General features: G+C 73.4%; 20 protein-coding genes. 8 read left to right on the forward strand and 12 right to left on the reverse strand.

Annotation, left to right across the window (positions count from 1 at the left end; translation table 11 throughout):
• Positions 1-8 precede the first annotated feature (8 nt).
• The gene (locus ABZ951_RS10030) at positions 9-494 is read right to left on the reverse strand and encodes a GNAT family N-acetyltransferase (RefSeq protein ID WP_344092999.1); all 486 of its coding nucleotides are present in this window, start codon (positions 492-494) and stop codon (positions 9-11) included.
• Between the two features lie 67 nt (positions 495-561).
• On the opposite strand from ABZ951_RS10030, the gene ABZ951_RS10035 reads away from it, so the two are divergent.
• A complete protein-coding gene (locus ABZ951_RS10035; protein WP_344093001.1) occupies positions 562-1,356 on the forward strand; it encodes an exodeoxyribonuclease III in 795 nt (264 codons plus the stop codon).
• 100 nt (positions 1,357-1,456) lie between these two features.
• Here ABZ951_RS10035 and ABZ951_RS10040 read toward each other — a convergent pair whose 3' ends face one another.
• The 3 genes from ABZ951_RS10040 to ABZ951_RS10050 all read right to left on the reverse strand — a co-directional run bounded on the left by ABZ951_RS10040 (position 1,457) and on the right by ABZ951_RS10050 (position 5,768).
• Positions 1,457-2,653, reverse strand: a complete 1,197-nt coding sequence (locus ABZ951_RS10040) for a MarP family serine protease (RefSeq protein ID WP_344093004.1) — start codon at positions 2,651-2,653, stop codon at positions 1,457-1,459.
• Between the two features lie 198 nt (positions 2,654-2,851).
• The gene (locus ABZ951_RS10045; RefSeq protein ID WP_344093006.1) at positions 2,852-5,059 is read right to left on the reverse strand and encodes an MMPL family transporter; all 2,208 of its coding nucleotides are present in this window, start codon (positions 5,057-5,059) and stop codon (positions 2,852-2,854) included.
• 109 nt (positions 5,060-5,168) lie between these two features.
• Positions 5,169-5,768 (reverse strand): TetR/AcrR family transcriptional regulator, encoded by a 600-nt coding sequence (locus ABZ951_RS10050; protein ID WP_344093008.1) that lies wholly within the window; start codon positions 5,766-5,768, stop codon positions 5,169-5,171.
• 155 nt (positions 5,769-5,923) lie between these two features.
• Between ABZ951_RS10050 and ABZ951_RS10055 the strand changes: the two genes are divergently transcribed.
• A complete protein-coding gene (locus tag ABZ951_RS10055) occupies positions 5,924-9,193 on the forward strand; it encodes a S41 family peptidase (RefSeq protein WP_344093010.1) in 3,270 nt (1,089 codons plus the stop codon).
• A 152-nt stretch (positions 9,194-9,345) separates the two neighbouring features.
• Here the strand turns inward: ABZ951_RS10055 and ABZ951_RS10060 are convergent, their stop codons facing one another.
• From ABZ951_RS10060 to ABZ951_RS10070, 3 genes are all read right to left on the reverse strand, one after another.
• Entirely contained in the window at positions 9,346-9,534 is a 189-nt protein-coding gene (locus tag ABZ951_RS10060) for a hypothetical protein (protein WP_344093012.1), read from the reverse strand.
• Positions 9,535-9,634: 100 nt separating this feature from the next.
• Positions 9,635-10,534, reverse strand: a complete 900-nt coding sequence (locus tag ABZ951_RS10065; RefSeq protein ID WP_344093014.1) for an SDR family oxidoreductase — start codon at positions 10,532-10,534, stop codon at positions 9,635-9,637.
• On the reverse strand, positions 10,531-12,051 hold the full coding sequence (locus ABZ951_RS10070; RefSeq protein WP_344093016.1) for an NAD(P)/FAD-dependent oxidoreductase: 1,521 nt from the start codon (positions 12,049-12,051) through the stop codon (positions 10,531-10,533). Before ABZ951_RS10070 ends, ABZ951_RS10065 begins: the two co-directional genes overlap by 4 nt.
• A gap of 157 nt (positions 12,052-12,208) precedes the next feature.
• On the opposite strand from ABZ951_RS10070, the gene ABZ951_RS10075 reads away from it, so the two are divergent.
• Positions 12,209-13,027: a MerR family transcriptional regulator gene (locus ABZ951_RS10075; protein WP_344093018.1), complete on the forward strand. Its 819-nt coding sequence runs from the start codon at positions 12,209-12,211 to the stop codon at positions 13,025-13,027.
• 216 nt (positions 13,028-13,243) lie between these two features.
• Here the strand turns inward: ABZ951_RS10075 and ABZ951_RS10080 are convergent, their stop codons facing one another.
• The 3 genes from ABZ951_RS10080 to ABZ951_RS10090 all read right to left on the reverse strand — a co-directional run bounded on the left by ABZ951_RS10080 (position 13,244) and on the right by ABZ951_RS10090 (position 16,391).
• A complete protein-coding gene (locus ABZ951_RS10080) occupies positions 13,244-13,765 on the reverse strand; it encodes a hypothetical protein (RefSeq protein WP_344093021.1) in 522 nt (173 codons plus the stop codon).
• 270 nt (positions 13,766-14,035) lie between these two features.
• Entirely contained in the window at positions 14,036-14,689 is a 654-nt protein-coding gene (locus ABZ951_RS10085) for a response regulator transcription factor (RefSeq protein ID WP_344093023.1), read from the reverse strand.
• Between the two features lie 16 nt (positions 14,690-14,705).
• The gene (locus ABZ951_RS10090; protein WP_344093025.1) at positions 14,706-16,391 is read right to left on the reverse strand and encodes a histidine kinase; all 1,686 of its coding nucleotides are present in this window, start codon (positions 16,389-16,391) and stop codon (positions 14,706-14,708) included.
• 297 nt (positions 16,392-16,688) lie between these two features.
• On the opposite strand from ABZ951_RS10090, the gene ABZ951_RS10095 reads away from it, so the two are divergent.
• Positions 16,689-17,705 carry a hypothetical protein gene (locus ABZ951_RS10095; protein ID WP_344093028.1) on the forward strand — a complete coding sequence of 339 codons (1,017 nt, stop codon included), beginning with the start codon at positions 16,689-16,691 and terminating at the stop codon, positions 17,703-17,705.
• Between the two features lie 12 nt (positions 17,706-17,717).
• On the opposite strand, the gene serC is transcribed toward ABZ951_RS10095, so the two are convergent.
• On the reverse strand, positions 17,718-18,836 hold the full coding sequence (serC, locus tag ABZ951_RS10100; protein ID WP_344093030.1) for a phosphoserine transaminase: 1,119 nt from the start codon (positions 18,834-18,836) through the stop codon (positions 17,718-17,720).
• A gap of 111 nt (positions 18,837-18,947) precedes the next feature.
• On the opposite strand from serC, the gene ABZ951_RS10105 reads away from it, so the two are divergent.
• Positions 18,948-21,773: an FAD-binding and (Fe-S)-binding domain-containing protein gene (locus ABZ951_RS10105; protein WP_344093032.1), complete on the forward strand. Its 2,826-nt coding sequence runs from the start codon at positions 18,948-18,950 to the stop codon at positions 21,771-21,773.
• Positions 21,774-21,942: 169 nt separating this feature from the next.
• Here the strand turns inward: ABZ951_RS10105 and ABZ951_RS10110 are convergent, their stop codons facing one another.
• Positions 21,943-22,440, reverse strand: coding sequence for a hypothetical protein (locus tag ABZ951_RS10110; protein WP_344093034.1), 498 nt, complete (start codon positions 22,438-22,440; stop codon positions 21,943-21,945).
• Between the two features lie 315 nt (positions 22,441-22,755).
• Here ABZ951_RS10110 and ABZ951_RS10115 point away from each other — a divergent pair, with 315 nt between their 5' ends.
• From ABZ951_RS10115 to ABZ951_RS10125, 3 genes are all read left to right on the forward strand, one after another.
• A complete protein-coding gene (locus tag ABZ951_RS10115) occupies positions 22,756-23,553 on the forward strand; it encodes a TIGR03084 family metal-binding protein (RefSeq protein ID WP_344093037.1) in 798 nt (265 codons plus the stop codon).
• A 98-nt stretch (positions 23,554-23,651) separates the two neighbouring features.
• Positions 23,652-25,319, forward strand: a complete 1,668-nt coding sequence (locus ABZ951_RS10120; protein WP_344093064.1) for an acyclic terpene utilization AtuA family protein — start codon at positions 23,652-23,654, stop codon at positions 25,317-25,319.
• Complete coding sequence (locus ABZ951_RS10125) at positions 25,316-26,914, forward strand: carboxyl transferase domain-containing protein (protein ID WP_344093040.1); 1,599 nt, start codon at positions 25,316-25,318, stop codon at positions 26,912-26,914. Before ABZ951_RS10120 ends, ABZ951_RS10125 begins: the two co-directional genes overlap by 4 nt.
• Position 26,915 lies beyond the last annotated feature (1 nt).

Genomic DNA, 26,915 nt, shown 5'->3' on the forward strand with positions numbered 1-26,915 from the left:
CCCGCGCCTCACAGGCGCAGCGGCTTCGTGAAGCAGCGGCTGTTGGTGTGGTGGCGGTAGAGGCCGAATTTCACGGCCGCCGGCTCGTAGCCGCTGGAGGTGTACAGGGCTATCGCCTCCGGCTGCTTGGTTCCGGTCTCCAGGACCATCCGCGTGCGGCCGGCCTCGCGCGCGCTGTCCTCCAGCGCCGCGAGGATCTTCCGGGCCAGCCCCCGGCCGCGGGCCCCCGGCACGACGTACATCCGCTTCAGCTCGGCGTCCCCGTTCGCGTACCCCTCCCCGTTCGCGTCCTGCGAACGCCAGCCGCCGGTGGCGACGGGGGTGCCGTCGTCCTCGTACGCGATGAGATAAAGGCCACGCGGCGGGGCGAACTGCGCCGGGTCCATGGGGGTCAGGTCACCCTCGCCGCCGTACCGCTGCGCGTATTCGATTTGTACCTGGTCACTGAGCTTCACGGCGTCCGGGTGGTCATAGCCGGCGGGCACGATGCGCATCCGGAAATCGTACGGTCGTACCGGCGGCGTGTGCCGGGGGTGTCGTGGAAGTCGGTATCGTGCCGTAATGCTCACCGTGACCACCGTGAACGTCAATGGCCTGCGCGCCGCCGCGAAGAAGGGCTTCGTGGAGTGGCTCGCGGCCACCGAGGCCGACGTCGTCTGCCTTCAGGAAGTCCGCGCCGAACCCCACCAGCTCCCCGATGAGGTCCGCGACCCCGCCGGCTGGCACACCGTGCACGCCCCGGCCGCCGCCAAGGGCCGTGCGGGCGTCTCCCTGTACTCCCGGCGCGAGCCGGACGCGGTGCGGGTCGGGTTCGGCTCGGCGGAGTTCGACGGCAGCGGCCGCTACGTCGAGATCGACCTGCCCGGCGTCACCGTCGCCAGTCTCTACCTGCCCTCCGGTGAGGTCGGTACCGACCGTCAGGACGAGAAGGAACGCTTCATGGCGGAGTTCCTCCCCTACCTCGTCGCCCTGCGGGCGCGGGCGGCGGCGGAGGGGCGCGAGGTCCTCGTGTGCGGCGACTGGAACATCGCCCACACCGAAGCCGACCTCAAGAACTGGAAGGCCAACCGCAAGAGCGCGGGTTTCCTCCCCGAGGAGCGCGCCTGGCTTACGCGGGTGTTCGACGAGGCGGAGTACGTGGACGTGGTCCGCGCCCTGCACCCGGGTGTCGAGGGTCCCTACTCCTGGTGGTCCTACCGGGGTCGCGCCTTCGACAACGACTCGGGCTGGCGCATCGATTACCTGGTCGCGACGCCGGGCCTGGCGGAGCGGGCCCTGAAGGCCGTGGTGGAGCGCGCGGCCTCGCACGACCTGCGCTGGAGCGACCACGCGCCGGTGACGGCGGTGTTCGGCTAGCGGTACCGCAGGAGGCAGCCCCCGCCCGGCCGCACGGCCGGGCGGGGGCTTTCCGCTGCCCGGCGCGACCAACGGTGGGACTGTCCGCCCCGCCGAAGCCTCAGAGCGCCGCCCGGCTCCCCGTGCTCACCGGTGTCGTGGCCCCGGCCGCCCGTTCGGCGGCGGCCGCGACCTGGTCGGCGGTCAGGACGTAGCCCGTCTCGGCGTCGGAGGTGGAGCGGGCGAAGACGACGCCGTAGACCTTGCCGGACGGGGTCAGCAGGGGGCCGCCGGAGTTGCCGGGGCGGACCGTGGAGCGGACGGAGTAGACGGTGCGGGTGGTCACGCCGTCGCCGTAGATGTCCTGGCCCTTGGCGCGGACCTCGTTGGCGACGGTCGCCGCGCGGAGGTCGAGGCCGCCGTTCTCGGGGAAGCCCGCGACGACGGCCGCGTCACCCCGCTTCGCCGTCTTGTCGAAGGGCAGGACGGGCGCCCGCAGGCCGGGGACGTCCAGGACGGCCACGTCCGTCTTCGCGTCGAAGTGCACGACCTTCGCCCGGTACGCCGTGCCGACGCCGCCGACCCGTACGGTCGGGGCGGTCACCCCGGCGACCACGTGCGCGTTGGTCATCACGTGCTCGGTGGCGTAGACGAAGCCGCTGCCCTCCTGGCCGCGCCGGCCGCTGCCGACGTCGGCGACGCCCTCGACCTTGACGACGGACTCGCGGGCCGCCCGGGTCGCCGCCGGGGTGACCGCGTCACCGGACGGCTCGGCGACACCGGTGGCCGGTTCATGTTCGAAGGGGTTGAAGACCTGGGGGAAGCCGGCGCCGGACAGCGCGTCCGTGGTGCGGCTGAACCAGGTGGGCGCCTGCTCGGGCATCGACTCCTGGACGGCGCCCAGCAGCGTCGAGTCCCTGATCTGCCGGCTCAGCAGGGTGGAGTTCGCGGAGACGAGGACGCTCGCGGCGACCCAGCCGACCAGCAGGACGGCCAGCGAATTGACGGCCGCGCCGCCGATCCCGTCGACCCCGCGCACCGGCGCCCAGGTCAGCCGGCGCCGCATCCGCCAGGCGACGCGCCCGGCGAGGGCGTGGCCGATCGCGGCGGGCAGCAGGACGACGAGGACGGCGGCGAACGCCGCCGTCGAGGTGCCGGCCTCGAAGGGCTCCAGGGCGTACGGGAGGGCCCAGACGCCGAGCACCGCCCCGCCGAGGAACCCGGCGAACAGCACGAGACCGGCCACCAGGCCCCGCCGGTAGCCGGAGACGGCATAGGCGATCACGATCAGCAGCAGAATGACATCGAGCAGGTTCAACGCGGAGCCCTTTCCCTCGCACGCGCCCCCGACCGCGCCCACAGGTGTGGACTAAGAAAAACGCCCGTAGTGGGACCAACGGTTCCGTCGCATGGCACAGACCACAGGTGTAAGAGGCGTGTAAGAGCGCGAAAAAGGCCCGGCGGCCGCTCCCCGCGTGTGCGGGGGGCGGCCGCCGGGCCGGCCGGTCATCGGCTGTCAGACGCGGCTCGGCTCCCGCAGCGGCTCCGCGTCCGGGGCGCCGTGCGCAAGCTGCTTCTGGAGCTGCTCGCCCTCGACGTCCACGTTCGGCAGGATCTTGCCCAGCCAGCCGGGCAGCCACCAGGCGGTCTTGCCGAGCAGGGCGAGGACGGCCGGGACGATGGCCATGCGGACGACGAACGCGTCGAAGAAGACGGCGATGGCCAGGCCGAAGCCGATCATCTTGATCATCGATTCCGAGGAGCCGATGAAGCCCGCGAAGACGCTGATCATGATGACGGCGGCGGCCGAGACGACCCGCGCGCCGTGCTTGAAGCCGGTCACGATCGCCTGGCCCGGACGCTCCCCGTGCACGAACGCCTCGCGCATCCGGGTCACGAGGAAGACCTCGTAGTCCATCGCCAGACCGAAGACGACGCCCACCATGAAGATCGGCATCATGCTCATGATCGGGCCGGTCTCCTCGACGCCGAAGAGCCCGCCGAGCCAGCCCCACTGGAAGACCGCGACGACCGCGCCGAGCGCGGCGACCACGGACAGCAGGAAGCCGAGGGCCGCCTTGAGCGGGACGAGCACGGAGCGGAAGACGACCATCAGCAGCAGGAAGGCGAGACCGACGACGAGCGCCAGGTAGGGCAGCAGCGCGTCGTTGAGCTTCTCCGAGACGTCGATGTTCATCGCCGTCTGGCCGGTGACGAGCACCTTGGCGCCGGTGTCGGCGGTGAACGAGGCGCCCTTGTCACGGATGGCGTGGACGAGGTCCTCGGTCTCCGTGCCCGTCGGCTTCGACTTGGGCATGACCATGATGGTCGCGAAGTCGCCGCTCTTGTTGAACGTGGCGGGGGAGACCATGGCGACGTTGTCCAGGCCCTTGACGGTCGTGACGACCGACTCGGCCGCGGCCTTGGCGTCCTTCGTCCCCGCGCCGTCGAAGGCCAGCATCAGCGGGCCGTTGAAGCCGGGGCCGAAGCCGTCGGACAGCAGGTCGTACGCCTTGCGCTGGGTGCTCTTCTTGGACGCCGCTCCGTCGTCGGGCAGGCCCAGCTGAAGGGACGCGGCGGGGACGGCGATCGCGCCGAGCCCGAGCACACCGGCGGCCAGCACCCACACGGGCTTGCGCAGGACGAAGCGGGCCCAGCGGGTGCCCATGTTGGGCTTGCCCTCGGCCTTGGCGCCGTCCTCGGCCTTGCGGTCCTTGCGGGCCAGGACCTTGCGGCCCGCGAAGCCCAGCAGCGCCGGAATGAGGGTGAGCGCGATCAGCACGGCGATGGCGACGGTGCCGGCGGCGGCCATGCCCATCTTCGTCAGCATCGGGATGTTGACGACCAGCAGCCCGGCCAGCGCGATAACGACCGTCAGACCGGCGAAGACCACCGCGGAACCCGCGGTGCCGACCGCCCGGCCGGCGGCCTCCTCGCGCTCCCGGCCCTCGGCCAGCTCGGCGCGGTAGCGGGAGACGATGAACAGCGCGTAGTCGATGCCGACGGCGAGGCCGATCATCATGGCGAGCGTCGAGGTGTTGCTGGACAGGTCCAGGACCGGCGCCAGGGCGGCGATCGAGGACACGCCGATGCCGACGCCGATGATCGCGGTGAGCAGCGGCAGCCCGGCCGCGACCAGCGAGCTGAAGGTGATCAGCAGGACGACCGCCGATATCGCGATGCCGATGATCTCGGTGGAGCCCTGCTCCGGCATGGCCTGGAGCGCGCTGCCGCCGATCTCGACGGTCAGCCCGGCGTCCCGGCCGTGCTCGGCGGAGTCCTTGAGGACATCGCGCGCGTCATCGGTCAGGGCGTCGGCCTTGACCTTGTACGAGACCGAGGCGTAGGCGGTGGTCCCGTCCGCGCTGACGGCGTTGCCCGCGAACGGGTCGACGGCCGTGTCGACCTGCGGGCCGCCCTTCAGCTCGCCGACGACCTTCTCGATCACCGCCTTGTTCTTCTCGGCGGTGACCTTCTGGCCGTCGGGGGCCTTGAAGACGACGCGGGCGCTGGCGCCCTCGGCGTTCTGGGCGGGGAAGCGCTTCTCCAGCAGGTCGAACGCCTGCTGCGCCTCCGTGCCGGGTATGGAGAAGTCGTTGTTGGTGGACTTCGAGGCGGTCGCGGCGCCCACACCGGCCAGCACCAGCAGCGTCACCCATATGAGCAGCGCGGACCAGCGGCGGCGATAGGAGAGCCGACCGAGTTTGTAGAGGAACGTTGCCATGAGGCGTGTAGCTCCCGTCGGATCGAGATACGGAGAAACAGGGCGTGGGGTATCCGCCCGACGACGAGAGCGGCGCGTCAGGTGGGGGGCGTGGGGGCCCGGTGGGGATTTACAGGCCGAGAGCGGGGAGGATCACGGCGTCGATATAGCGGGACAGGTACGCCGGGTCCGCGGGCCTGTCGTCGATCATCGGCCGGGCGATGAAGGCGCCCAGCATGGTGTGGGCGACGTACTCCAGGGCGGGGTTGTCCGCGGCGACCTCGCCCCGGTCGACCGCGCGCCGCAGCATCGCGTCGAAACCCTCGGTCTCCGGCTTGATCAGCAGTTCGCGCAGGGCGCGGTGGAGATCGGCATTGGTGTGGATCGCGTGGCCGAGCCCGCGCATGAGAGCGGTGTCCTGCTCCATCTGCGCCTCGTCGGCCTCGCACACCACGGCGTGGAGGTCGCCGCGCAGTGTGCCGGTGTCGATGTCCGCCAGTCTGACGGGCTTCTTGTGGCGCAGCGCGTGGACGACCAGCTCCGGCTTGCCCTTCCACTGGCGGTAGAGGGTGGCCTTGCTGGAGTGGGTACGGGCCGCGACGGCGTCCATGGTGAGGGCGTCGTAACCGACCTCACGCAGGATGTCGAGCACGGCGTCGTACAGCTCGCCCTCCCGTTCGGGCGTCAGGCGGGTACGGCGCGCCGCCGGCTTGGGTGAGTCCGAAGGCATTCCCTGCCCCCTTTCCGACGCTGAACGAAACGGTTTCGTACACCAGCAGGGTACGCCGTCCGAAAAGGCCAAAAAGCGAAACGGTGCCGTTTCGCTGAGTGTTCTGCGTCACGGACCGAGTTGCCGCCAGGTACGGGGACCGAAACCATGGGTGGGTGAGAGAGGACCCTGGCTCGTACCTCCGCTTCCCGCACCTTCACGGTGACCTCCTCTGCTTCGCCGCCGAGGACGACCTCTGGGTGGCCCCGCTGGCCACGGAGGGCTCCGACCCGGCGGCGCGGGCCTGGCGGCTCACCGTCGACCGGACCCGCGTCGGCCACCCCCGCTTCTCGCCCGACGGCCGGCACATCGCCTACACCAGCTGGCGCAGCCTCGACCCCGAGATCCACCTGGCACCCGTCGCGGGCGGGCCCGCCCGCCGGCTCACCTACTGGGGCAGCAGCGACGCCCGGGTCTGCGGCTGGTCGCCGCCCGACCAGGACGGGCACAGCGACATCCTCGCCGTCTCCTCGCACGGCCAGCCCTTCTCGTACTTCTCCTGGGCGTACCGGCTGCCCACCGACGGCAGCCCCGGCGGCCGGCTCCCCTGGGGGCCCGTCTCGGACCTCGCGATCCGCGGCTCGGACGGCAAGACGCTGCTGCTGACGGGCAAGCCCCCGCACGAGCCGGCCTCGTGGAAGCGCTACCGGGGCGGGGCGACCGGCCGCCTGTGGCTGCACGGCACCCGGCTGGTCCCGGACCTCGGCGGCCACCTGGACTCGGTGATGTGCGTCGGCGACCGCATCGCCTTCCTCTCCGACCACGAGGGCGTCGGCAACCTCTACTCCTGTCTGCCCGACAGCTCCGACCTGCGCCGGCACACCGACCACGACGACTTCTACGCCCGCCACGCCGCCACCGACGGCTCGCGCGTCGTCTACCAGTGCGCGGGCGAACTGTGGCTGGTCGACGACCTCGGGCCCGATGCCGGGCCGCGGCGCCTGAGCGTCCGCCTGGGCGGGCCGCGCGCCGGCCGCCGCACCTACCAGGTGCAGGCCGCCTCCCACGTCGACGCGCTGACCGTGGACTCCACGGGCCGGGCCAGCGCCGTCCAGGTGCGCGGCAGCCTCTACTGGCTCACGCACCGCGACGGGCCCGCCCGGACGATCGCCGACACCCCCGGGGTGCGGGTGCGGCTGCCGGAGATGCTGGGCTCGACCGGGCAGGTCGCCTATGTGACGGACGCGGAGGGCGAGGACGCGATCGAGATCGCACAGCTGCCCCGCGCCACCGGGCCCGCCGAGCCGCGCCGCCTCGCGTCCGGTCGGGTCGGGCGGGTGCACGAGCTGATCGCCGCACCGGACGGCGAACGGCTGGCCGTCGCCGCGCACGACGGGCGCCTCCTGCTCGTCGACACCGCGCCCGAGGGCGACGGCGAGGTCAGCGAGCTGATCCGGTCGGCCAACGGGCCCGTGCGCGACCTCGCGTTCTCCCCGGACTCGGCCTGGCTGACCTGGTCGCACCCCGGCATCGGCCGCTCCCTGCGCCAGATCAAGATGGCCCGGCTCTCGGACCGGCTCGTCGTGGACGTCACCAACGGCCGCTTCGAGGACGAGCAGCCGGTCTTCACCCGGGACGGCCGCTACCTCGCGTTCCTGTCGTGGCGCGGCTTCGACCCGGTCTACGACGTGCACACCGGTGACCTGTCGTTCCCGCTGGGCTGCCGCCCCTACCTCGTACCGCTGTCGTCGGCGACGCCTTCCCCCTTCGCCCTGTCGGCGGAGGGCCGGCCGGCGGGCGGGGGCCTGGACATGGAGGACAGCGGCGGCGACGGTGCGGCGCTGATCGAGGTGGAGGGCGTGGAGAGCCGGGTGACGCCCTTCCCGGTCGCCGCCTCCAAGTACTCGGCCCTGCACCCCGTCGCCGGTGGCGGCCTGGTGTGGCTGCGCTGGCCGATCTCCGGCGCCCTGGGCGAGACGTTCGCCAACCCCGCCGACACCTCCGGCCGCCCCACACTCGAACACTTCGACCTGGCCAAGGCCAAGCGCACCGAACTCACCAGCTCCCTCGACTGGTTCGCGGTGAGCGGCGACGGCACCCGGCTGGTCGTCTACGACGAGGGCGAGCTGCGGGCGGTGCCCGCGGCGGACGTGGGCGACTCCGACTCCACCGTCTACATCGACATGCGCCGGATCCTCCACGAGGTGGACCCGGCGGCGGAGTGGCGGCAGGCGTACGAGGAGGCGGGCCGGATCATCCGGGCGTACTTCTGGGAGCCGGGCATGTGCGGCATCGACTGGGACGCGGTGCTGGACCAGTACCGGCCGCTGGTCGAACGCGTCGCCACCCCCGACGACTTCGCGGACCTGCTGCGCGAGGTCCTCGGCGAGCTGGGCACCTCGCACGCCTACGTGGCCCCCGCGCGCCGCAACGAGGGCCCGCCGCACTACCAGCGCGCCATCGGTTTGCTCGGCGCGAACCTCGTCCACGGCAAGAACGGCTCCTGGACGGTGCGCCGCATCCTGCCCGGCGACTCCTCCGACTCCAAGGCCCGCTCTCCGCTGGCCGGTTCGGGCATCCGCGAGGGCGCTGCCCTCACCCACGTCGACGGCCGTCCCGTGGACCCGGTCGCCGGCCCTTACCCGCTGCTGTCGGCGGCGGGCGGCACCACCGTCGAGCTGACGTTCAGCCCCGCCGAGGGCGAGGGGCCCGCGCGCCGGGTGGCCGTGGTGCCGCTGGTGGACGAGCGGCCCCTGCGCTACCAGGACTGGGTGGCCAAGCGGCGCGCGGTCGTCCGGGAGCTGAGCGACGGCAAGTGCGGCTACCTGCACATCCCCGACATGGGCGGCTCAGGCTGGGCGCAGTTCAACCGCGACCTGCGCATGGAGATGTCCCGCCCGGCCCTGATCGTGGACGTCCGCGGCAACGCGGGCGGCAACATCAGCGAGCTGGTGGTGGAGAAGCTCACCCGCACGATCATCGGCTGGGACCTGACGCGCGGCGCCCAGCCGGTGTCCTACGCGAGCAACGCCCCCCGCGGCCCGGTGGTGGCCATCGCCGACGAGATGACGTCCTCCGACGGTGACATGATCACCGCGGCCTTCAAGCTCCAGGGCATCGGGCCGGTGGTGGGCCTGCGCACCTGGGGCGGGGTGGTCGGGATGACCGGGCGGCACCGGCTCGGCGACGGCACGGCCATCACCGTGCCGATGAACGCGGCCTGGTTCGACGCGTACGGGTGGGGGGTGGAGAACCACGGCGTCGACCCGGACATCGAGGTCGACCGCACCCCGCTGGACTGGGCGGAGGGCCGGCACAAGCAACTGGACGACGCGGTGCGGGTCGCCCTCGACCTGCTGGAGCGGCACGGTGCGGCGAAACCGCCTGACTACTCGGGCGTACCGGACCTGCGGCGCCCGAAGCTGCCGCCGCGCGCAGGCCGTTGACGGGCCGAGTGTGGCCTTTGCCGTGCCGAGCGGGGCGGCAGCTCCGGGTGCGGCAGTAGCAGCTCCGAGTGCGGCATAGGTAAGGGGCGCGCCTCCAAGAGGCACGCCCCTTACCCGGTCCGCGTCACGACACGGGCGTCACGAGACCGGCGTCACCGGCGGTCGTCCATGTCGTCCTGGATGTCGTCGAAGGACCGCTGGCCCGACTGCCGCGTCTCGTCGGCGCGCTCGCGCAGGCGGTCCTGTTCGGTCCGGCCGCGCTGCGCCGCCTCGTCCTGCTTGTTCTGCAGCTTCTCCTTGGCCTTCTGGGCCTTGTCCTGCATCTCGTCCTTGATGCCCATGCTGGTTCACTCCTCGTGGGGGTGGGTGCTCGGGGCCGTCGGCCCCGAAATCAGCCTGGCACGCACCCTCACGCCACGCATATCCTATGATTACCCTCCGCTACCGTCCTGCCGCCCGGTCCGCGCGGGCTTTCTCGTCCGCCGCGCCCCCGGCGCCCACCAGCCCCGAGGGCCGCCCCGCCAGCCTCGGTTCGATGCGCCGCATCTCGCGCCGCGCGCCCGCCGCGAGCAGGGCGGGCACCCAGCTGCGCGCCGCCTGCATGCCCCGCAGCCAGCCCTGCCCGTAGACGTGGGCGGAGCGCCGTTCGATGCCGGCCACCAGGCGGTCGGTGGTCGGGCCGAGGGGGTAGGTGCGGTTCATCGGCCACGGCAGCCGCGCCCGCATCTCCCGCATCACCTCGTCTTCATCCGCCCCGCGCACCATGTCGGTGTCGGTCCAGCTCAGATAGGCGACCCCGACCCGCACGCCCTTGTGGCCCACCTCGGCGCGCAGACAGTGCGCGTACGCCTCGACCCCCGACTTCGACGCGCAGTAGGCGCTCATCAGCGGTGCCGGGGTGAGCGCCGCGAGCGAGGCGATCTGCAGCAGATAGCCGCGGCTCTCGGTCAGGACGGGCAGGAAGGCGCGGCCGGTGACGGCGCTGCCGACGAGGTTGACCTCGATGACCCGGCGCCACTGCTCGGCGTCGGAGTCGGCGAAGCTGCCGCCGCCGGCCACCCCGGCGTTCGCGACCACGATGTCGACCTTGCCGAAGCGGGCCTTCACCTCGCGCGCCACCTGATGCATCGCGGCCTGGTCGGTGACGTCGGCGTACCAGTGCGCCGCGTCCTCGTGGCACGCGGCGGCGACCCGCCGCAGTTCCTCCGCCTCCAGGCCCACCAGCGCGACCCGGGCGCCGCGCGCCGAGAGCTTGCGGGCGAGCTGCTCGCCGACGCCCCGCGCCGCGCCGGTGACCACGGCGACCTGTCCTTCCAGGCACGTACGGGCCAGCGGGCTCATCGGGCCGCCTCCGTCCTGGCCGGGGTGCGGGGGGTGCTGCGGACCCGCAGCAGCTGGTACTCCGCGAGGTCGACCTGCCGGGTGACCCTGCGGAACTCGGAGGTGGTGCCCGGCCAGATGACGGTGTTGTTGCCGCGCGCGTCCAGATACCAGCTGTCGCAGCCGGAGTTCCACACCGTGCCGGTCATCCGGTCCTGGAGCCGCCGGTTCCAGGCGCGGACGGCGGAGGGGCGGGCGTCCAGGGCCGCGCGGCCGCCGATGGTGTCCAGCTGGCGGAGGAAGTCGGCCAGGTAGTTCAGCTGCGATTCAATGATGAGGATCATCGAGTTGTTCCCCAGGCCGGTGTTGGGCCCGATGACGAAGAGGAAGTTGGGGAAGCCCGCGGCGCTGGCCCCGCGCAGCGACGCCATGCCCTCCCGCCACTCCTCGGCGAGCGTGGTGCCGGCGGCACCGGTCACCCGCTCGGCGATGGGCATGTCCGTCACCCGGAAGCCGGTGCCGAAGACGATCGCGTCGGCCTCGCTCTCCGTGCCGTCGGCGGCCACCAGCGTGGAACCGCGGACCTCGGCCAGCGCGGAGGCCACCAGATCCACATTCGGCCGGGTGAGCGCGGGGTAGTAGGTGTTGGAGAGCAGGATGCGCTTGCAGCCGATGGAGTAGTCGGGGGTGAGGCGGGCGCGCAGCGCGGGGTCCTTGACGGCCCTGCGCAGGTGGGCCTTGGCGAAGTTCTCCACCAGGCGGAGCCGGCCCGGGCGCTTGGTGAACGCGCTGACCTGCGCTTCCCTTGCCGCCCACAACAGCCCCCGGCGCAGTGCGGCGGTCGCCGGGACTTTCGCGTGCAGCCATTGCTCGGCAGAGGTGATCCGCCGGTCGGCGCGCGGCAGCACCCAGGGGGGCGTGCGCTGGAAGAGGGTGAGCCGGTCCACGTCCGGCTGGATCGCGGGCACGATCTGGACCGCCGAGGCGCCCGTGCCGACCATCGCGACGCGCTTGCCGCGCAGGTCGTAATCGTGGTCCCAGCGGGAGGAGTGGAAGACCTTGCCGGGGAAGGTGTCCAGACCGGGGACGTCCGGGATCCGCGGGTCGGACAGCGGTCCGGTCGCGGAGACGACGACGTCGGCGGTGAGCGCGCCGGAGGCGGTTTCGATCTCCCAGCGCAGCTGCTCGGTGTCCCAGCGCAGGGCTTTCACCTCGGAGTTGAGGCGCAGGTGCGGCCGGATGCCGAAGGTGTCGGTGACGTGCTCCAGGTAGGCGCGGATGTGCGGCTGGCCGGAGAAGCTGTGCGGCCAGGCGGGGTTGGGGGCGAAGGAGAAGGAGTAGAGGTGGGAGGGCACGTCACAGGCGCAGCCGGGGTAGGAGTTGTCCCGCCAAGTGCCGCCTACGGATCCGGCGCGTTCGAGGACCACGAAATCGGTGACGCCCTCGCGGCGCAGCCGCACGGCCGCGCCCAGCCCGCCGAACCCGGCTCCGATCACCGCCACCCGTACGTGCTCGCGCTGACGTTGGTAGTCGGACATGCCGTCGCCTCCCGCAATAGCGCCAACCGTGCCAGCGATGACTGGCACGGTGGGGAGCGTAGGGCAGTGATCCGGCGAGCGATAGGGGTCCCGTACAAGGAAGTTACCGACGGTCTCACCCCATTGTGTCCACGGCTCGAACGCATAGGCTGCCGGTGTGGCGATAGAGCAGAGGGCCCCCGACCAGGGGAGCGAGGAGCGGGAGTACCGCACGGCGGAGCTGGCCGAGGCCGCCGGGATCACCGTCCGCACGCTCCGCTTCTACCGCGAGCGCAGACTCATCCCGCCACCGCGCCGCGAGGGCCGGATCGCCTGGTACGGCCACCACCACCTGGCCCGGCTGCGCACGATCGGCGCGCTCCTGGACCGCGGTCACACGCTCGGCGGCATCGCGGAGCTGCTCACCGCTTTCGAGTGCGGGCGGAACGTGGGCGAACTCCTGGGCCTCAGCGGGGCCCTGGCATCGCCGTGGTCCGAGGAGACGCCGGTGCGGCTGGCGCCGGAGGAGCTGGCGGACCAGTTCGAGGGCGAGGTCACCGCCGAGAACCTCGCCGCCTCCCTCGACCTGGGCTACCTGGCCGTCGACGGCGACCGCGAAGAGCTCGTCCACATCAGCCGCCGCCTCCTGGACGCCTCGACGGAGCTCGTCCGCAGCGGCGTCCCGCTGGCCGCCGTCCTGGCGGCGGGCCGCGAGGTCCGCTCCCATGCCGACGCCATCGCCGAAACGTTCCTGGCACTGGTCCGCACGCATGTCCTGCCGGACGTGCCGGGGGCCGCGGACGCGCCGGACGAGGCGGCCCGGATCGCCGGAACCCTCGCCCGGCTGCGCCCGACCGCCAAGGCCGTCGTCGACGCGGAGTTCGCCCTGGCGATGGACCGCCGGGTGCGCAGCGGACTGGAAGGCGGGGCCTCCCGGGAGGGGGAGAGGCCGGGCTCGGACGCGCGCGGGGTGACGCACGGCTCGGACCCGAGGTGACGCCGGGCTCGGACCCGGGGTGACGGACGGGGCCGGCGGCGGCCCGGGGCCCGGTGTGGGCAGGTGCGGTGTGCCGCGGAGATGCCGGCGGACGACGGGAGCCGACGCTGCGGGCCGCGAGGCCGCGGCGTCGACGAACTCGGCGCGCCCCGCACCCGGCCAGGGCACGGGCGGCCCGCCGCTTCACGCGAGCGGGCCGCCCGCAGGCGGGCACGGTCAGGCGCCGTCGGCAGAAGTCCCGTTGGGGCTGAGGAGGTTGAGCAGGGTCTGAACGAGCTTTTCGACGGCCTTGAGGACCTTGTCGATGCCGCCGTTCACCTTTCCGGTGGCCGTCTCCTTCGCCAGCTGGTCGACCGCCTGCTTCAGGCCGGCGACGGCGTCCGCCTTGGGGTCCACCGCCTTCGCCTGGGACGCGACCTGCGTGCCCTTCTGCGGGGCGGCGATCCGGTCCACGGCCGCGTGCACCTTCTTCTGCAGCGCCGCGATCTTCTGCTGGTCCGGCTTGGCGGCCAGGGCCTCGTTGAGGAACTCGACCACGGGCGCGGCCACCGCGCTCAGTTCGCCGAGTGACTTCACCTGCGCGGTGATCCTGGCGCGGTCGTCGGGCGGCGGATCCTGGGCGACGGTCCTGGCGGCCCCGGGCGCCTGGGCGGCGGTCGCGGTGCCCACGGCACCGAGGACGAGGGCGCCGGCGAGTGCGGGGGCGGTGAGGAAGCTGATCGTCCGGGATATGCGCATGAAACTGTTCCCTTCGGTGCGGGGTTCTGGAGATGTGACCACCATGGAAAGACGGCATACCGCCCGCAACTCGTCAGCCGCCCACCGCCGCCCGTCACAGGCCCGTCGGCCCGGTGCCTGCGGGGGCCGCGGGGGAGCGGGCGGGGCCCGGGGGCCGTGCGGCCATCGGGGTGGCCGGGCCCGTGGGGCGCCAGGCGCCGGCCCGCGCTGGTGGGGTGTCCGCCCCCGGCCTCCCGGAGCAGCCTCAAGCCCGCTCCGCAGGGGATCGGGTCAGGCCCCCAGCCCCGCGTCGCGGGCCAGGAGCGCCGCCTGCACCCGGTTCTCGCAGTCCAGCTTCGCGAGAATGCGGCTGACGTACGTCTTCACCGTGGCCTCGCTCATGTGGATGCGCCGCCCCGCCTCGGCGTTGGACAGGCCCTCGCCGAGCAGCGCCAGCACCTCCCGCTCCCGCCCGCTCAGCGACGCCACCTGCCGGCGGGCCTCCTCGGCCCGGCCCGTGGCCGGCCCGGACGCCAGCGAGTCCGCCACGTGCCGCGCCGCCGCGGGCGAGAGGTACGCGTTGCCCGCCGCGGCCGCCCTGACCGCCCCGATCAGCTCCGCGGGCGCCGAGTCCTTCAGGAGGAAGCCGGCCCCGCCGTGCCGCAGGGCCCGCAGCACGTTGTCGCGTTCGCCGAAGGTGGTCAGGATCAGCGCCCGCACGCCGGGGGCGGAACGCCCCAGTTCGGCGAGGGCCGCGAGCCCGTCCATGACGGGCATCTGGATGTCGAGCAGGGCGACGTCCACCAGGTGCCGGTGGGCCAGCTCGACCGCCTCGCGCCCGTTCGCCGCCTCCGCCACGACCTCGATGTCGTCGGCGGACGTGAGGATCATCCGGATCCCCGCCCGGATGAGCGGTTCGTCGTCGGCGATGAGGACGCGGATCAACGGATCTCCCGTGGTGCTAGTTCTTGACGTCGAACTCACGCTTCTCGATCAGCTTGCCGCCCTGGAAGCAGAACCGGTACACGGTGTCGGTGGTCAAACCCTTGGACGTGTCGGTGGACAGAAGGCTAAGGCAGCTCGCACCGGCGGGTTCGGCCGGTCCCTTGTCCTTGACGTCCGAGGTGAGGAAGGACTTGCCGGAGGGCAGCTTCCCGCGCACCTGCTCCTCGGGGTCGCCCTCCTGCACGGACGCGTAGAGGCTCGGCTCGATCATGCCCTTATCGGCCTCGTCCATGACCTTGCTGACCCCGAACACCAGGGCCACCGCGAGCCCCACAAGAATCAGCAGGCCCACGCCACAGCCGATCATCAGGCCGTTCTTCTTCTTCGAACCCATGATGTTCTCGAACTCCTCGCGCGGATCGGACCAGTCGATGACCGGTCCACCGTCGCCAGGGGGCACCGCGCCGCTCTGCCCCCGAAAGTCGTCCGCCGCGTCGACGAAGGTCTCCTCCCGCGCCTCCTTCGTCCCGTACGGGAGCACCCCCGCCAGCCGGAAGCCGCCGCCGTCCACAGGACCGGCGTGCACCATCCCGCCGACCAGCCGGGCCCGCTCCCGCAGCCCCGTCAGCCCCTGGCCGCCGCTGACCGCCGCCGGCCACGGGCCGTGGCCGGCGGGGGCCGGCCCGTTGGCCACCTCCACCAGCAGCGAGTCCGGCTCGTAGCGCAGGCCGACGGTGATCGGCGCGCCGGGGGCGTGCTTGTACGCGTTCGTCAGCCCCTCCTGCGCGATGCGGTACGCGGCGTGGTCGGCCGCCGGGGCCAGCGGCCGGGGCTCACCCGAGCGGTCGAGCCGGACGGGGGTGCCCGCCGCGGCCGCGGACTCCACCAGCGCCTCGATCCCGGCCGCCACCCGGGAGACGGGCTCCACCGCCGGCTCCTCGGCGACCCCGTCCTTGAGGATGCCGACGACCTCGCGCAGCTCGTGCATCGCCGCCACGGACGCTTCCCGCAGCACCCCGACCGCCTCGCGCTGCCGGCCGGTCAGCTCCCGGTCCACCTCCAGGGCGCCGGTGTGCACGGCGATGAGGGCGAGCTGGTGGCCGAGGCTGTCGTGCATGTCCTGGGCGATCCGCTGCCGCTCGCGCATCCGCGCCTGCCCGGCGACCATCTGGCGCTCGCGCAGCAGCTGGGTGTTGCGCTCCTGGAGGGCGCGCAGAAGGGTGCGGCGCTGGGCCCAGTAGCGGCTGGCGAGCCCCGGGACGACCGCCGCGACGAGATAGAACAGGACGGTGAACACCAGCGTCGCGGGGGTCGGCGGCTCGTGGAGGGCGGTGAGCGCCACACACACCGCGCCGGACACGGAGAAGGCCGCGACGGCGTGCAGCACCCCGGGGATCCGGCGGCCCGCGGACCAGCCGACCGGCACCAGCAGCAGCACACCGCCCGGGGTGCTCCCGGTCAGGGCCGCGGCGGCGATGAGGGCGGGCGTGGGCAGCGCGCGGCGCAGCAGCGACAGCGCGGCGACGGCGAGCGCCACCGTGAGGGTCCGCACCGGGCCGCTGTGGCTGAGATCCTCCAGCCCGGCCGCGAGCAGGGCGAGCACCGCGGCCACCAGGCCCTCGACCACCAGCCGCCGCCGGGACCACTGCCCGGGTTCGAGCACCTGCCGCCACAGGTCACGGGCCCACGATGTCGCTCTCATGACCGCACCCTAAGCAGGCGGGGCGGCCCGGCGCGTACATCGAAAGTCGCGATTCGGGCGGCGGTGTCCGGGCTTCCGGGGCGGGACTCCTCCTCGCGGCCTCCGTCCTCGCCCGCACCACGCTGCGCCGCCCCCGGCCCCGCCCCCCCCCGGCACCGGCTCGCCGCGCCCGGCGAGGGCGGCGCCCCGGCCATGGCTCCCGGCGAGGGCGGCGCCCCGGCCGTGGCTCCCGGCCGACCCGGGCCCACCGGGTGCGTCCGGCCCGCGGACGCCCCGCCTGATGGCAGGCTGGGGCCCATGCGTCCGTACCGCTTCCTCTCCCGGCCCCTCACGGCCGCCGCGCTCAGTGCGCTGGCCGTGCTGCCCGCCGCCGTCCCCGCCGTGGCCGACAGCGGTACGCCCCCGGCCTTCACCATCGAGGATCCGCGGATCAGGGAGTCCAGCGGCCTGGCCGCCAGCCGTGTCCACCCCGGCGTCTACTGGACGCACAACGACAGCGACGACGGCCCGTACGTCTACGCCGTCGACAGCCGCACCGGGCGGACCGTCGCGAGGGTCACCCTCGCGGGGATCACGCCCCGCGATGTGGAGGCCATCAGCATCGGCCCCGACGGGAACGTCTACGTCGGGGACATCGGGGACAACCTCGGCGGGAGCTGGCCGCAGGTGTGGATCTACCGGTTCCCCGAGCCGAAGACGCTGAAGGACACCACCGTCACCCCTGTCCGGTACACCGTGCGCTACGAAGACGGGCCCCGGGACGCCGAGTCGCTGATGGTGCACCCGAAGACCGGGCGGGTGTACCTGGTCAGCAAGAAGCGGTCGGGCAAGGGCGCGCTGTACGCCGGTCCGGAGAACCTGTCGGCGTCGGGCACGAACACCTTCCGCCGCGTCGCGGACATCAACGTCTGGGCCACGGACGGGGCGTTCTCCCCGGACGGCACCCGGCTCGTCGTCCGCGGCTACTTCAACGCCCGGGAGTACCGCTGGGAGAACGGGCTGCCGAAGGAGATCGGCAGCCCCGGCGTGCCGTTCCAGGGTCAGGGCGAGTCGGTGACGTTCACCCCGGACGGGCGGACGCTGATGTACGGGTCGGAGGGCAAGCGCAGTTCGGTGCAGCCGATCGCGCTGGAGGGGGAGCTGCTGCCCGAGCAGGCGGCGAAAGCCCCGGACGACTCCAAGGGCGGCGGCCCGGCGGCCCCGGAGAGCGAGGGCGGCGGGGACCGCAACCGCAACCTCTTCGTCGGGGCCGCCGTCCTCGCCGCCGCCGTGGTCCTGGTGACGGGGCTGCGCAAACTGGTGCGGCGGAAGTGACTCCGCCCGCCGTCAGAGCCGCTCGATGACGTAGTCCACGCACGCCGTGAGCGCCTCGACGTCCGCCGGGTCGATCGCCGGGAACATCGCCACCCGCAGCTGGTTCCGGCCCAGCTTGCGGTAGGGCTCGGTGTCGACGACGCCGTTGGCGCGCAGGGCCTTGGCGACGGCCGCGGCGTCCACGTCGTCGGAGAAGTCGATCGTGCCGATGACCTGCGAGCGCTTCGCCGGGTCGGTGACGAACGGGGTCGCGTGCTTGGACGCCTCGGCCCACCCGTAGAGGGTGCGCGCGGAGGCCGCGGTGCGGGCGACCGCCCAGTCCAGACCGCCCTGGCCGTTCATCCACTCCAGCTGCTCGTTGAGGAGGAACAGCGTGGAGAGAGCCGGGGTGTTGTACGTCTGGTTCTTCAGCGAGTTGTCGATCGCGGTCGGCAGGGAGAAGAACTCCGGGATGTGCCGGCCGGACGCGTGGACGCGGGCCGCCCGCTCCAGGGCCGCCGGCGAGAACGCCGCCAGCCACAGGCCGCCGTCGGCGGCGAAGGACTTCTGCGGGGCGAAGTAGTAGACGTCGGACTCGGTGATGTCGACCGGCAGGCCGCCCGCGCCGGAGGTGGCGTCGACGAGCACGAGCGACCCGGCGTCGGCGCCCGCGACCCGCTTGACCGGGGCCGCGACACCGGTGGAGGTCTCGTTGTGGGTGAGGGCGTAGACGTCGACGCCCGCCTCGGCCACCGGCTCCGGGTGGGTGCCGGGCGCGGAGGAGATGACGCTGGGCTCCGCCAGCCACGGCGCGGCCTTGGCGGCCGTGGCGAACTTCGAGGAGAACTCGCCGAAGGAAAGGTGCTGCGACCTGGACTCGATCAGCCCGTGCGTCGCGATGTCCCAGAACGCGGTGGACCCGCCGTTGCCGAGGATCACCTCGTAGCCCTCGGGGAGGGCGAACAGCTCGCGGATGCCCTCGCGCACCCTGCCGACCAGGTTCTTCACCGGGGCCTGGCGGTGGGAGGTGCCGAGAAGAGAGGTTCCGGTGGCAGCCAGGGCGCCGAGCGCCTCCGTACGCACCTTGGACGGGCCCGCGCCGAAGCGACCATCGGCGGGCTTGATGTCAGCGGGAATCTGGATATCAGCCACGGGGGCAGCCTAATCCGTCCCGGTGACGGCCACGGCTGAACGTCCATCCGGTGAGATGACCTCACGCCGACCTCAGGTGGATAAATGATCTGTTCTGGGCAGGATCCGGTCATGGTCGATCGCGATGCGCTGTACGCCGGACTGCGGGCCGCCGTGCGCGGCGACGTCGACTTCGGGGCCACCGCCCGGGCGCTGACGACCATGGACGCCTCGAACTACCGCCGCGTGCCGCTGGGTGTCGTCGCCCCGTTCGACGCCGGTGACGTGGCGGCGGCCCTCGCCGTCTGCCGGGAACACGGCGTTCCGGTGGTGCCGCGCGGCGGCGGGACGTCCATCGCCGGGCAGGCGACCGGCGTCGGCGTCGTCCTGGACTTCACCCGCCACATGAACGCCGTCGTCGGTATCGACCCCGCCGCCCGCACGGCCGTGGTGCAGCCGGGCGTCGTCCTCGACACGCTGCGGGCGGCCGCCGCCGCGCACGGCCTGACGTTCGGCCCCGACCCCTCGACGCACGCGCGGTGCACGCTCGGCGGGATGATCGGCAACAACGCGTGCGGCTCGCACTCCGTGGCCTGGGGGACCACCGCCGACAACGTGCGCTCCCTGGACGTCCTGACGTACGACGGCGAACGCGCCCGCCTGGGCCGCGGGCTCGACGGGCTCCCGGAACACCTGGCCGACGGGCTGCGCGACCTGATCGACGGCGAACTCGCCCTGCTGCGCACAGGTTTCCCCCCACTGCCCCGGCGGATCTCCGGCTACGCCCTGGACGCGCTGCTGCCGGAGCGGCACACCGACATCGCCCGGGCGTTCACCGGCAGCGAGGGAACGCTCGGGGTGCTGACGGAGGCCACCGTCGCTCTCGTGCCGGCACCCCGCGCACGGGCCCTGGCCGTGCTGGGCTACGCGGACGAGAGCGCCGCCGCCGACGCGGCCCACCTGCTGCTTCCTTACGGCCCGTTGACGGTCGAGGGCATGGCCGCCGACCTGGTGGGGAAGACCGCCGGGCTGCCCGAGGGCGCGGCGTGGCTGTTCGTCGAGACCGGCGGCGCGACGGGCGGGGAGGCGGCCGCCCGCACGGCGGAGATCGTCCGGGCGGCCGCCCCCGGCACGACCGGCCGGGCCGTCGTCAGCGACCCGGCCGGGCAGCGCGCCCTGTGGCGCGTCCGGGACGACGCGGCCGGCACCGCGACCCGGCTGCCCGACGGCTCCGAGGCGTGGCCGGGCTGGGAGGACTGCGCCGTGCCGCCGCCCCGCCTCGGCGCCTACCTGCGGGAATTCCGGGCCCTGCTGGCCCGCTACGGGCTGCGCGGCGCCCCCTACGGGCACTTCGGTGACGGCTGCGTCCACGTGCGCATCGACTTCGACCTGCTGAGCCCGGACGGGGTGCGGCGCTTCCGTGACTTCTCCGCCGACGCCGCCGAACTCGTCGTCGCGCACGGCGGTTCCCTCTCGGGCGAGCACGGCGACGGACAGGCACGGGCCGAGCTGCTGCCCCGGATGTACGGGCCGGAACTGGTGCGCCTCTTCGAACGGGTCAAGGACCTGTGGGACCCGGCGGGCGGCCTGAACCCCGGCATGCTCGTCCGCCCGCACCGGCTGGACGAGAACCTGCGCTTCGCGGTCCTGCCGGGCCGGGGCGCGGTGCCGGTGGAGTTCGGCTACCCGCACGACGGCGGAGACTTCACCGCCGCCGTCCGCCGGTGCGTCGGCGTGGCCAAGTGCCGGGAGACGGCGACGGATACGGGCGTGGGAGTGATGTGCCCGTCCTACCGCGTGACCGGCGAGGAACGGCACTCCACGCGCGGGCGCGCGCGTCTGCTGCACGAAATGCTGGCGGGCGAACGGGGCGGTGTCGTCACCGACGGCTGGCGGTCGGAGGAGGTACGGGACGCCCTCGACCTGTGCCTGTCGTGCAAGGGCTGCCGCAGCGACTGCCCGGCCGGAGTGGACATGGCCACCTACAAGGCGGAGTTCCTCCACCACCACTACGCCGGGCGGCTGCGGCCCGCCGCGCACTACACGATGGGCCGGCTGCCGCTGTGGCTCCGCGCGGCGGCGGCGCTGCGGGCCGCGCCCGCGCTGAACGCGGCGGCGCGGGTACCGGCGGTGAGCGGCCTCATGAAGCGGGTGGGCGGCATCGCGCCGGAGCGGGAGCTGCCGGAGGTGGCGGGGGAGACGTTCAGGAGGTGGTGGCGGGCGCGCGCCGCGGCTGCCGGGGAGCGCGCCGGCCGGACCGTCGTCCTGTGGCCCGACACCTTCACCGACCACCTCTCTCCCGCCGTCGGACGCGCCGCCGTGACCGTGTTCGAAGCCGCGGGCCTGCGGGTCGTCCTGCCGCCCCGCGCGGTCTGCTGCGGGCTCACCCGGGTCTCCACGGGCCAGCTCGGCCAGGCCCGCCGCACCATGCGGCGCACCCTCGGCGTCCTGGCCCCCGCCCTCGCCGCCGGGCTGCCCGTCGCCGTCCTCGAACCGAGCTGCGCCGCCGCCCTGCGCACCGACGTCCCCGAGCTGCTGCCCGATGACCCACGCGCCCGGCAACTCGCCGCCTCCGTCCGGACCTTCGCCGAGACGCTGGAGGAGCTCGCCCCGGACTGGCGGCCTCCGTACATCGGCCGCCCGGTGGCCGGGCAGACGCACTGCCACCAGCACGCCGTCCTGGGCGACGCCGCCGAACGACGCCTGCGGTCCCGCGCCGGGCTCGACGGGGAACTGAGCGGCGGCTGCTGCGGCCTGGCGGGTAACTTCGGCTTCGAGCGCGGCCACTACGAGGTGTCGGTGGCCTGCGCGGAGGAACAACTGCTGCCGGCGGTACGCGGCGCGCCACGGGGGGCGGAGCTGCTGGCGGACGGCTACTCCTGCCGAACCCAGCTCGCCCAACTGGCGGGCCACCGGGCGCGACACCTCGCGGAGGTACTGGCGGAAGCGCTGGGGTGACGATGGCGGGGCCACCGATCGCGGAACCCCGCCCTCCGTAAAGCCGCCGGAGGCCGTGCCCCCGCCGGCTACCCCCGCCCCGCCTCTGCATCCGCCTCCGTCTACGTCTACGTCTACGTCTACGTCTTCGACGGGCCGGAGGAGCGGGAATGGCGGCGCCGGGCAACCTTTAGTAATCGAACGTCTCGAAGGTGACGGCGGCGGTGTCCCCGCCTTCCCAGCGGACGTCCACCCTCACCTCGTCGGCGTGAAGGCGGCCCGGCGGCCTGAGGATGTCGAGGGCGAGCCCTTCCTTCCGTTCCACCACGCTGTCGGATCCCGCCCCCTCCCGCCTGTTCCGCTCTCCGGGGAGCGAAGCGAGCCAGGGGCGGACATCGGCGCGCGGCATGCGGAAGGTGCCCGACTGGGTGTGGCCCGCCAGGCCGCCGGTGAGCTCGGTGCACCGTTGGTCGCTGGCATGGTCGGGAAGCACCCAGTCCATGGCGTACATAGCCTCCGAGCAGGCCTTCGGGCGTTCTTTGAAGCCCTCGTCAACGGTGTCCCCGCCCCTGGTGACGGCGTACGCCAGGCCGCCCGAGGCCGCGATCACGGCCAAAGGGGTGAGCCACAGCGCCTTGCGGCGCTTCGGGCGAGGGGCGGGCGCTGGGATCTCCGTGGCTATAGGCATCAAGAAAGTATGACCTAAGCGACATGACAGCAGGTCAACCAGCCGTAGGAGCGCGGCCGGCCGCCTCCCTGCGGACCGGCCCACCCTCCGCGACGTGATGAGTGTTCGATCCGGACAGGAGACAGGCCCGGATCGCCCCTCAACCTCCAACTCCCGGAACCCGCCCGAAGGGCACCCCGCGTTCCGAAAAAAATAAAGGCAAGCACGCTTGATTGTTTCTGTGGGCACTGCCACGCTCTTCCTGCGACGGGGGTCGACGGGCGTCTCTATGGAGATGACGCGCCGTCAAGTCACCTTTCCCGAGGGGAGTGCGGCGTGGTCGACCCGGTGGAGTTACTCGCGGAACTGCGAGCGGAAGGCGAGGAGCTGGACGGCCTGGTGGCCGGGCTTCCCGCCGAGCGGTGGGCCGAGGCCACCCCCGCGGCCGGGTGGACCGTGGCCCACCAGATCGCCCACCTGGCCTGGACCGACGCCCGGTGCGCCCGGGCCGCCACCGACCCGGACGGTTTCACCCGGGAAGCCACCGCCGCCCTCGCCGCGCCCACCGCCTTCGTCGCCGAGGGCGCCGAGACCCTGGCGCGCACGGCACCCGCCGACCTCCTGGCCCACTGGCGCGAGACCCGCGCCGCCGTGCGGGCCGCCCTGGCCGCCGTGCCGCCCGGGGTGAAGCTGCCCTGGTACGGGCCGCCCATGAGCCCCGCCTCCGCCGCCTCCGCCCGGCTGATGGAGACCTGGGCGCACGGCCAGGACATCGCGGACACCCTGGGCGTCCGCCGCACCCCCACCGCCCGGCTGCGGCACGTGGCGCGCATCGGGGTGCGGGCCCGCGACTACGCCTTCGCCGTTCGCGGACTCCGGCCTCCCGCATCGGAGTTCCGGGTGGAGCTGCTGGCCCCGGACGGGCGGAGCACCTGGGCCTACGGGCCCGAGGGCGCCGCCCAGAGCGTCACCGGCCCCGCCCTGGACTTCTGCCTGCTCGCCACGCAGCGCGCCCACCGCTCGGACCTGGCGCTGACCGCCCGGGGCGCCGACGCCGAGCGGTGGCTGGACATCGCCCAGGCGTTCGCCGGGCCGCCCGGCACCGGCCGCCCGCCGAGAGGAGGCGCACGGTGACCGAACCGCCCCGCACCCCGCCCAGCCTCCTCCGCGAGCCCCTGCGCATCGGCAACGCCTCCGGTTTCTACGGCGACCGCTTCTCCGCCCTGCGCGAGATGCTCACCGGCGGCCCCCTGGACGTGCTCACCGGCGACTACCTCGCCGAGCTGACCATGCTCATCCTCGGCCGGGACCGGCTGAAGGACCCCCGCCGGGGCTACGCGACGTCCTTCCTCTGCCAGCTGGAGGAAGGGCTCGGCCTCGCCGCCGACCGCGGCGTGAAGATCGTCGCGAACGCGGGCGGCGTGAACCCCGCCGGGCTCGCCCGGGAGATCCGGGAACTGGCCGACCGCGTCGGCGTCCCCGTGCGCGTCGCCCACGTCGAGGGCGACGACCTGCGCGGGGAGCGCGACTGGGGCACGGGCGTGCTCACCGCCAACGCCTACCTGGGCGGCGCCGGCATCGCCGGCTGTCTGCGGGCAGGCGCGGACATCGTCGTGACCGGGCGCGTCACCGACGCGGCCCTCGTCACCGGCCCCGCCGCCGCGCACTTCGGCTGGCTCTGCGACGACCTGGACGCGCTCGCCGGGTCGGTCGTCGCCGGGCACGTCCTGGAGTGCGGCACCCAGGCCACCGGCGGCAACTACTCCTTCTTCGAGGAGCTGTCCCGCACCGCCGACCTCCGCCACCCCGGCTTCCCCGTCGCCGAGATCCACGCGGACGGCTCCGCCGTCATCACCAAGCACCCCGGCACGGGCGGCGCCGTCACCGTCGGCACGGTCACGGCTCAGCTGCTGTACGAGACGGCGGGCCCCCGCTACCTCGGCCCCGACGTCACCGCCCGCCTGGACACCGTCCGGCTGAGCGACGACGGCCCCGACCGGGTCCGGATCAGCGGGGTGCGCGGCGAGGCACCGCCCGCCACCCTCAAGACCGGCCTGACCCGGGTGGCCGGCTGGCGCAACGAGGTCGTCTTCGTCCTGACCGGCCTCGACATCGAGGGCAAGGCCCGCCTGGTGCGCGAACAGCTCGAAGCGAGCCTGGCCGGACGCCGCCCCGCCGAGCTCCGCTGGACCCTCGCCCGCACGGACCGGGCCGACGCGGACGTCCAGGAGGAGGCGAGCGCGCTGCTGCGGCTCGTCGTGCGCGATCCCGACCCCGAGTCGGTGGGCCGGGCCGTCAGCGGCGCGGCGATCGAGCTCGCCCTCGCCAGCTACCCCGGCTTCCACGTGACGGCTCCGCCGGGCAAGGGCACCCCGTACGGCGTCTTCGAGGCCGCGTACGTCGACGCGTACAGCGTCCGGCACGTGGCGGTGCTGCCGGACGGCACCCGGGTGCGCGTACCCCCCTCGACGGCGGCACCGTCCATGGACCCCGCGGACGAGACAGCCGGCGCCGAGGGGCCGGAGCCCGTGCCGGAGCCCGCCCTGCCCCCGCCGCTCGCCCCCGGGCCCACCCGGCGCGCCCCCCTCGGCCTGGTCGCCGGGGCCCGCAGCGGCGACAAGGGCGGCTCCGCGAACGTCGGCGTCTGGGTCCGCGGCGACGACGCGTGGCGCTGGCTCGTCCACGAGCTCACCGTCGAGCGCTTTTGCGAACTGCTGCCGGAGACGGCGCCGTTCGCCGTGGAGCGGCACGTGCTCCCCAACCTGCGGGCCCTGAACTTCACCGTCGCCGGCCTGCTCGGCGAGGGCGGCGGCGCCCAGGCCCGCTTCGACCCGCAGGCGAAGGCCGTGGGGGAGTGGCTGCGCGCCCGCTGCCTGGAGATACCGGAGGTGCTGCTGTGACCGTGCTGGCGTCCGCGCTGGACACGTCGGGCCCCGCGTACACGGCCCACCGCGAGGCCATGCTGGAGCGGCTCGCCGCCATCGGGGCGGAGCACGCCAAGGCGCTCGCGGGCGGCGGCGAGAAGTACACCGCCCGCCACCGCGCCCGCGGCAAGCTCCTCGCCCGGGAGCGCGTCGAGCTGCTCCTGGACCCCGACACCCCGTTCCTGGAGCTGTCGCCGCTGGCCGGCTGGGGCAGCGACTACACCGTCGGCGCGTCGATCGTCACCGGCATCGGTGTCGTCGAGGGCGTCGAGTGCCTGATCACCGCCAACGACCCGACCGTGCGCGGCGGGGCCAGCAACCCCTGGACGCTGAAGAAGGCCCTGCGCGCCAACGAGATCGCCCGCGCCAACCGGCTGCCGTGCATCGCCCTCGTGGAGTCCGGCGGCGCCGACCTGCCCAGCCAGAAGGAGATCTTCATCCCCGGCGGGGCGCTGTTCAAGGACATCACCCGGCTGTCGGCCGCCGGGATCCCCACCGTGGCCGTCGTCTTCGGCAACTCCACGGCCGGCGGCGCGTACGTCCCCGGCATGTCCGACCACGTCATCATGGTCAGGGACCAGGCCAAGGTCTTCCTCGGCGGGCCCCCGCTGGTCAAGATGGCGACCGGCGAGGACGCCGACGACGAAGCGCTGGGCGGCGCGGAGATGCACGCCCGCACCTCCGGCCTCGCCGACCACTTCGCCGCCGACGAAGCCGACGCCCTGCGGCAGGCCCGGCGGGTGGTGGCCCGCCTCAACTGGCACAAGGCCCACCCCGATCCCGCGCCCGCCGAGCCCCCGAAGTACGCGGAGGAGGAACTCCTCGGCATCGTCCCCGGCGAGCTCAAGGTGCCCTTCGACCCGCGCGAGGTCATCGCCCGGATCGTCGACGGCTCCGACTTCGACGAGTTCAAGCCGCTGTACGGGCCCAGCCTCGTCACCGGGTGGGCCCGGCTGCACGGCTACCCCGTCGGTGTCCTGGCCAACGCCCAGGGCGTGTTGTTCAGCGCCGAGTCGCAGAAGGCCGCGCAGTTCATCCAGCTGGCCAACCAGCGGGACATCCCCCTGGTCTTCCTGCACAACACCACCGGCTACATGGTGGGCCGGGAGTACGAGCAGGGCGGCATCGTCAAACACGGATCCCTGATGATCAACGCGGTGTCCAACTCCCGCGTCCCGCACCTGTCCGTCCTGATGGGCGCCTCCTACGGGGCCGGCCACTACGGCATGTGCGGACGGGCCTTCGACCCCCGCTTCCTCTTCGCCTGGCCCAGCGCCAAATCCGCCGTGATGGGCCCCCAGCAGCTCGCCGGGGTCCTGTCGATCGTCGCCCGCGCCTCGGCCGCCGCCAAGGGACAGCCCTACGACGACGAGGCCGACGCCGGGCTGCGCGCCATGGTCGAGCGGCAGATCGAGGCGGAGTCGCTGCCGGTGTTCCTCTCCGGACGGCTCTACGACGACGGGGTCATCGACCCCCGCGACACCCGGACCGTGCTCGGGCTGTGTCTCTCCGCCATCCACACGGCGCCGGTCGAGGGCGTGCGCGGTGGCTTCGGCGTCTTCCGGATGTGAG

This window comes from Streptomyces sp. NPDC046215 (assembly GCF_040646215.1).
Classification (GTDB): Bacteria; Actinomycetota; Actinomycetes; order Streptomycetales; family Streptomycetaceae; genus Streptomyces; species Streptomyces stramineus.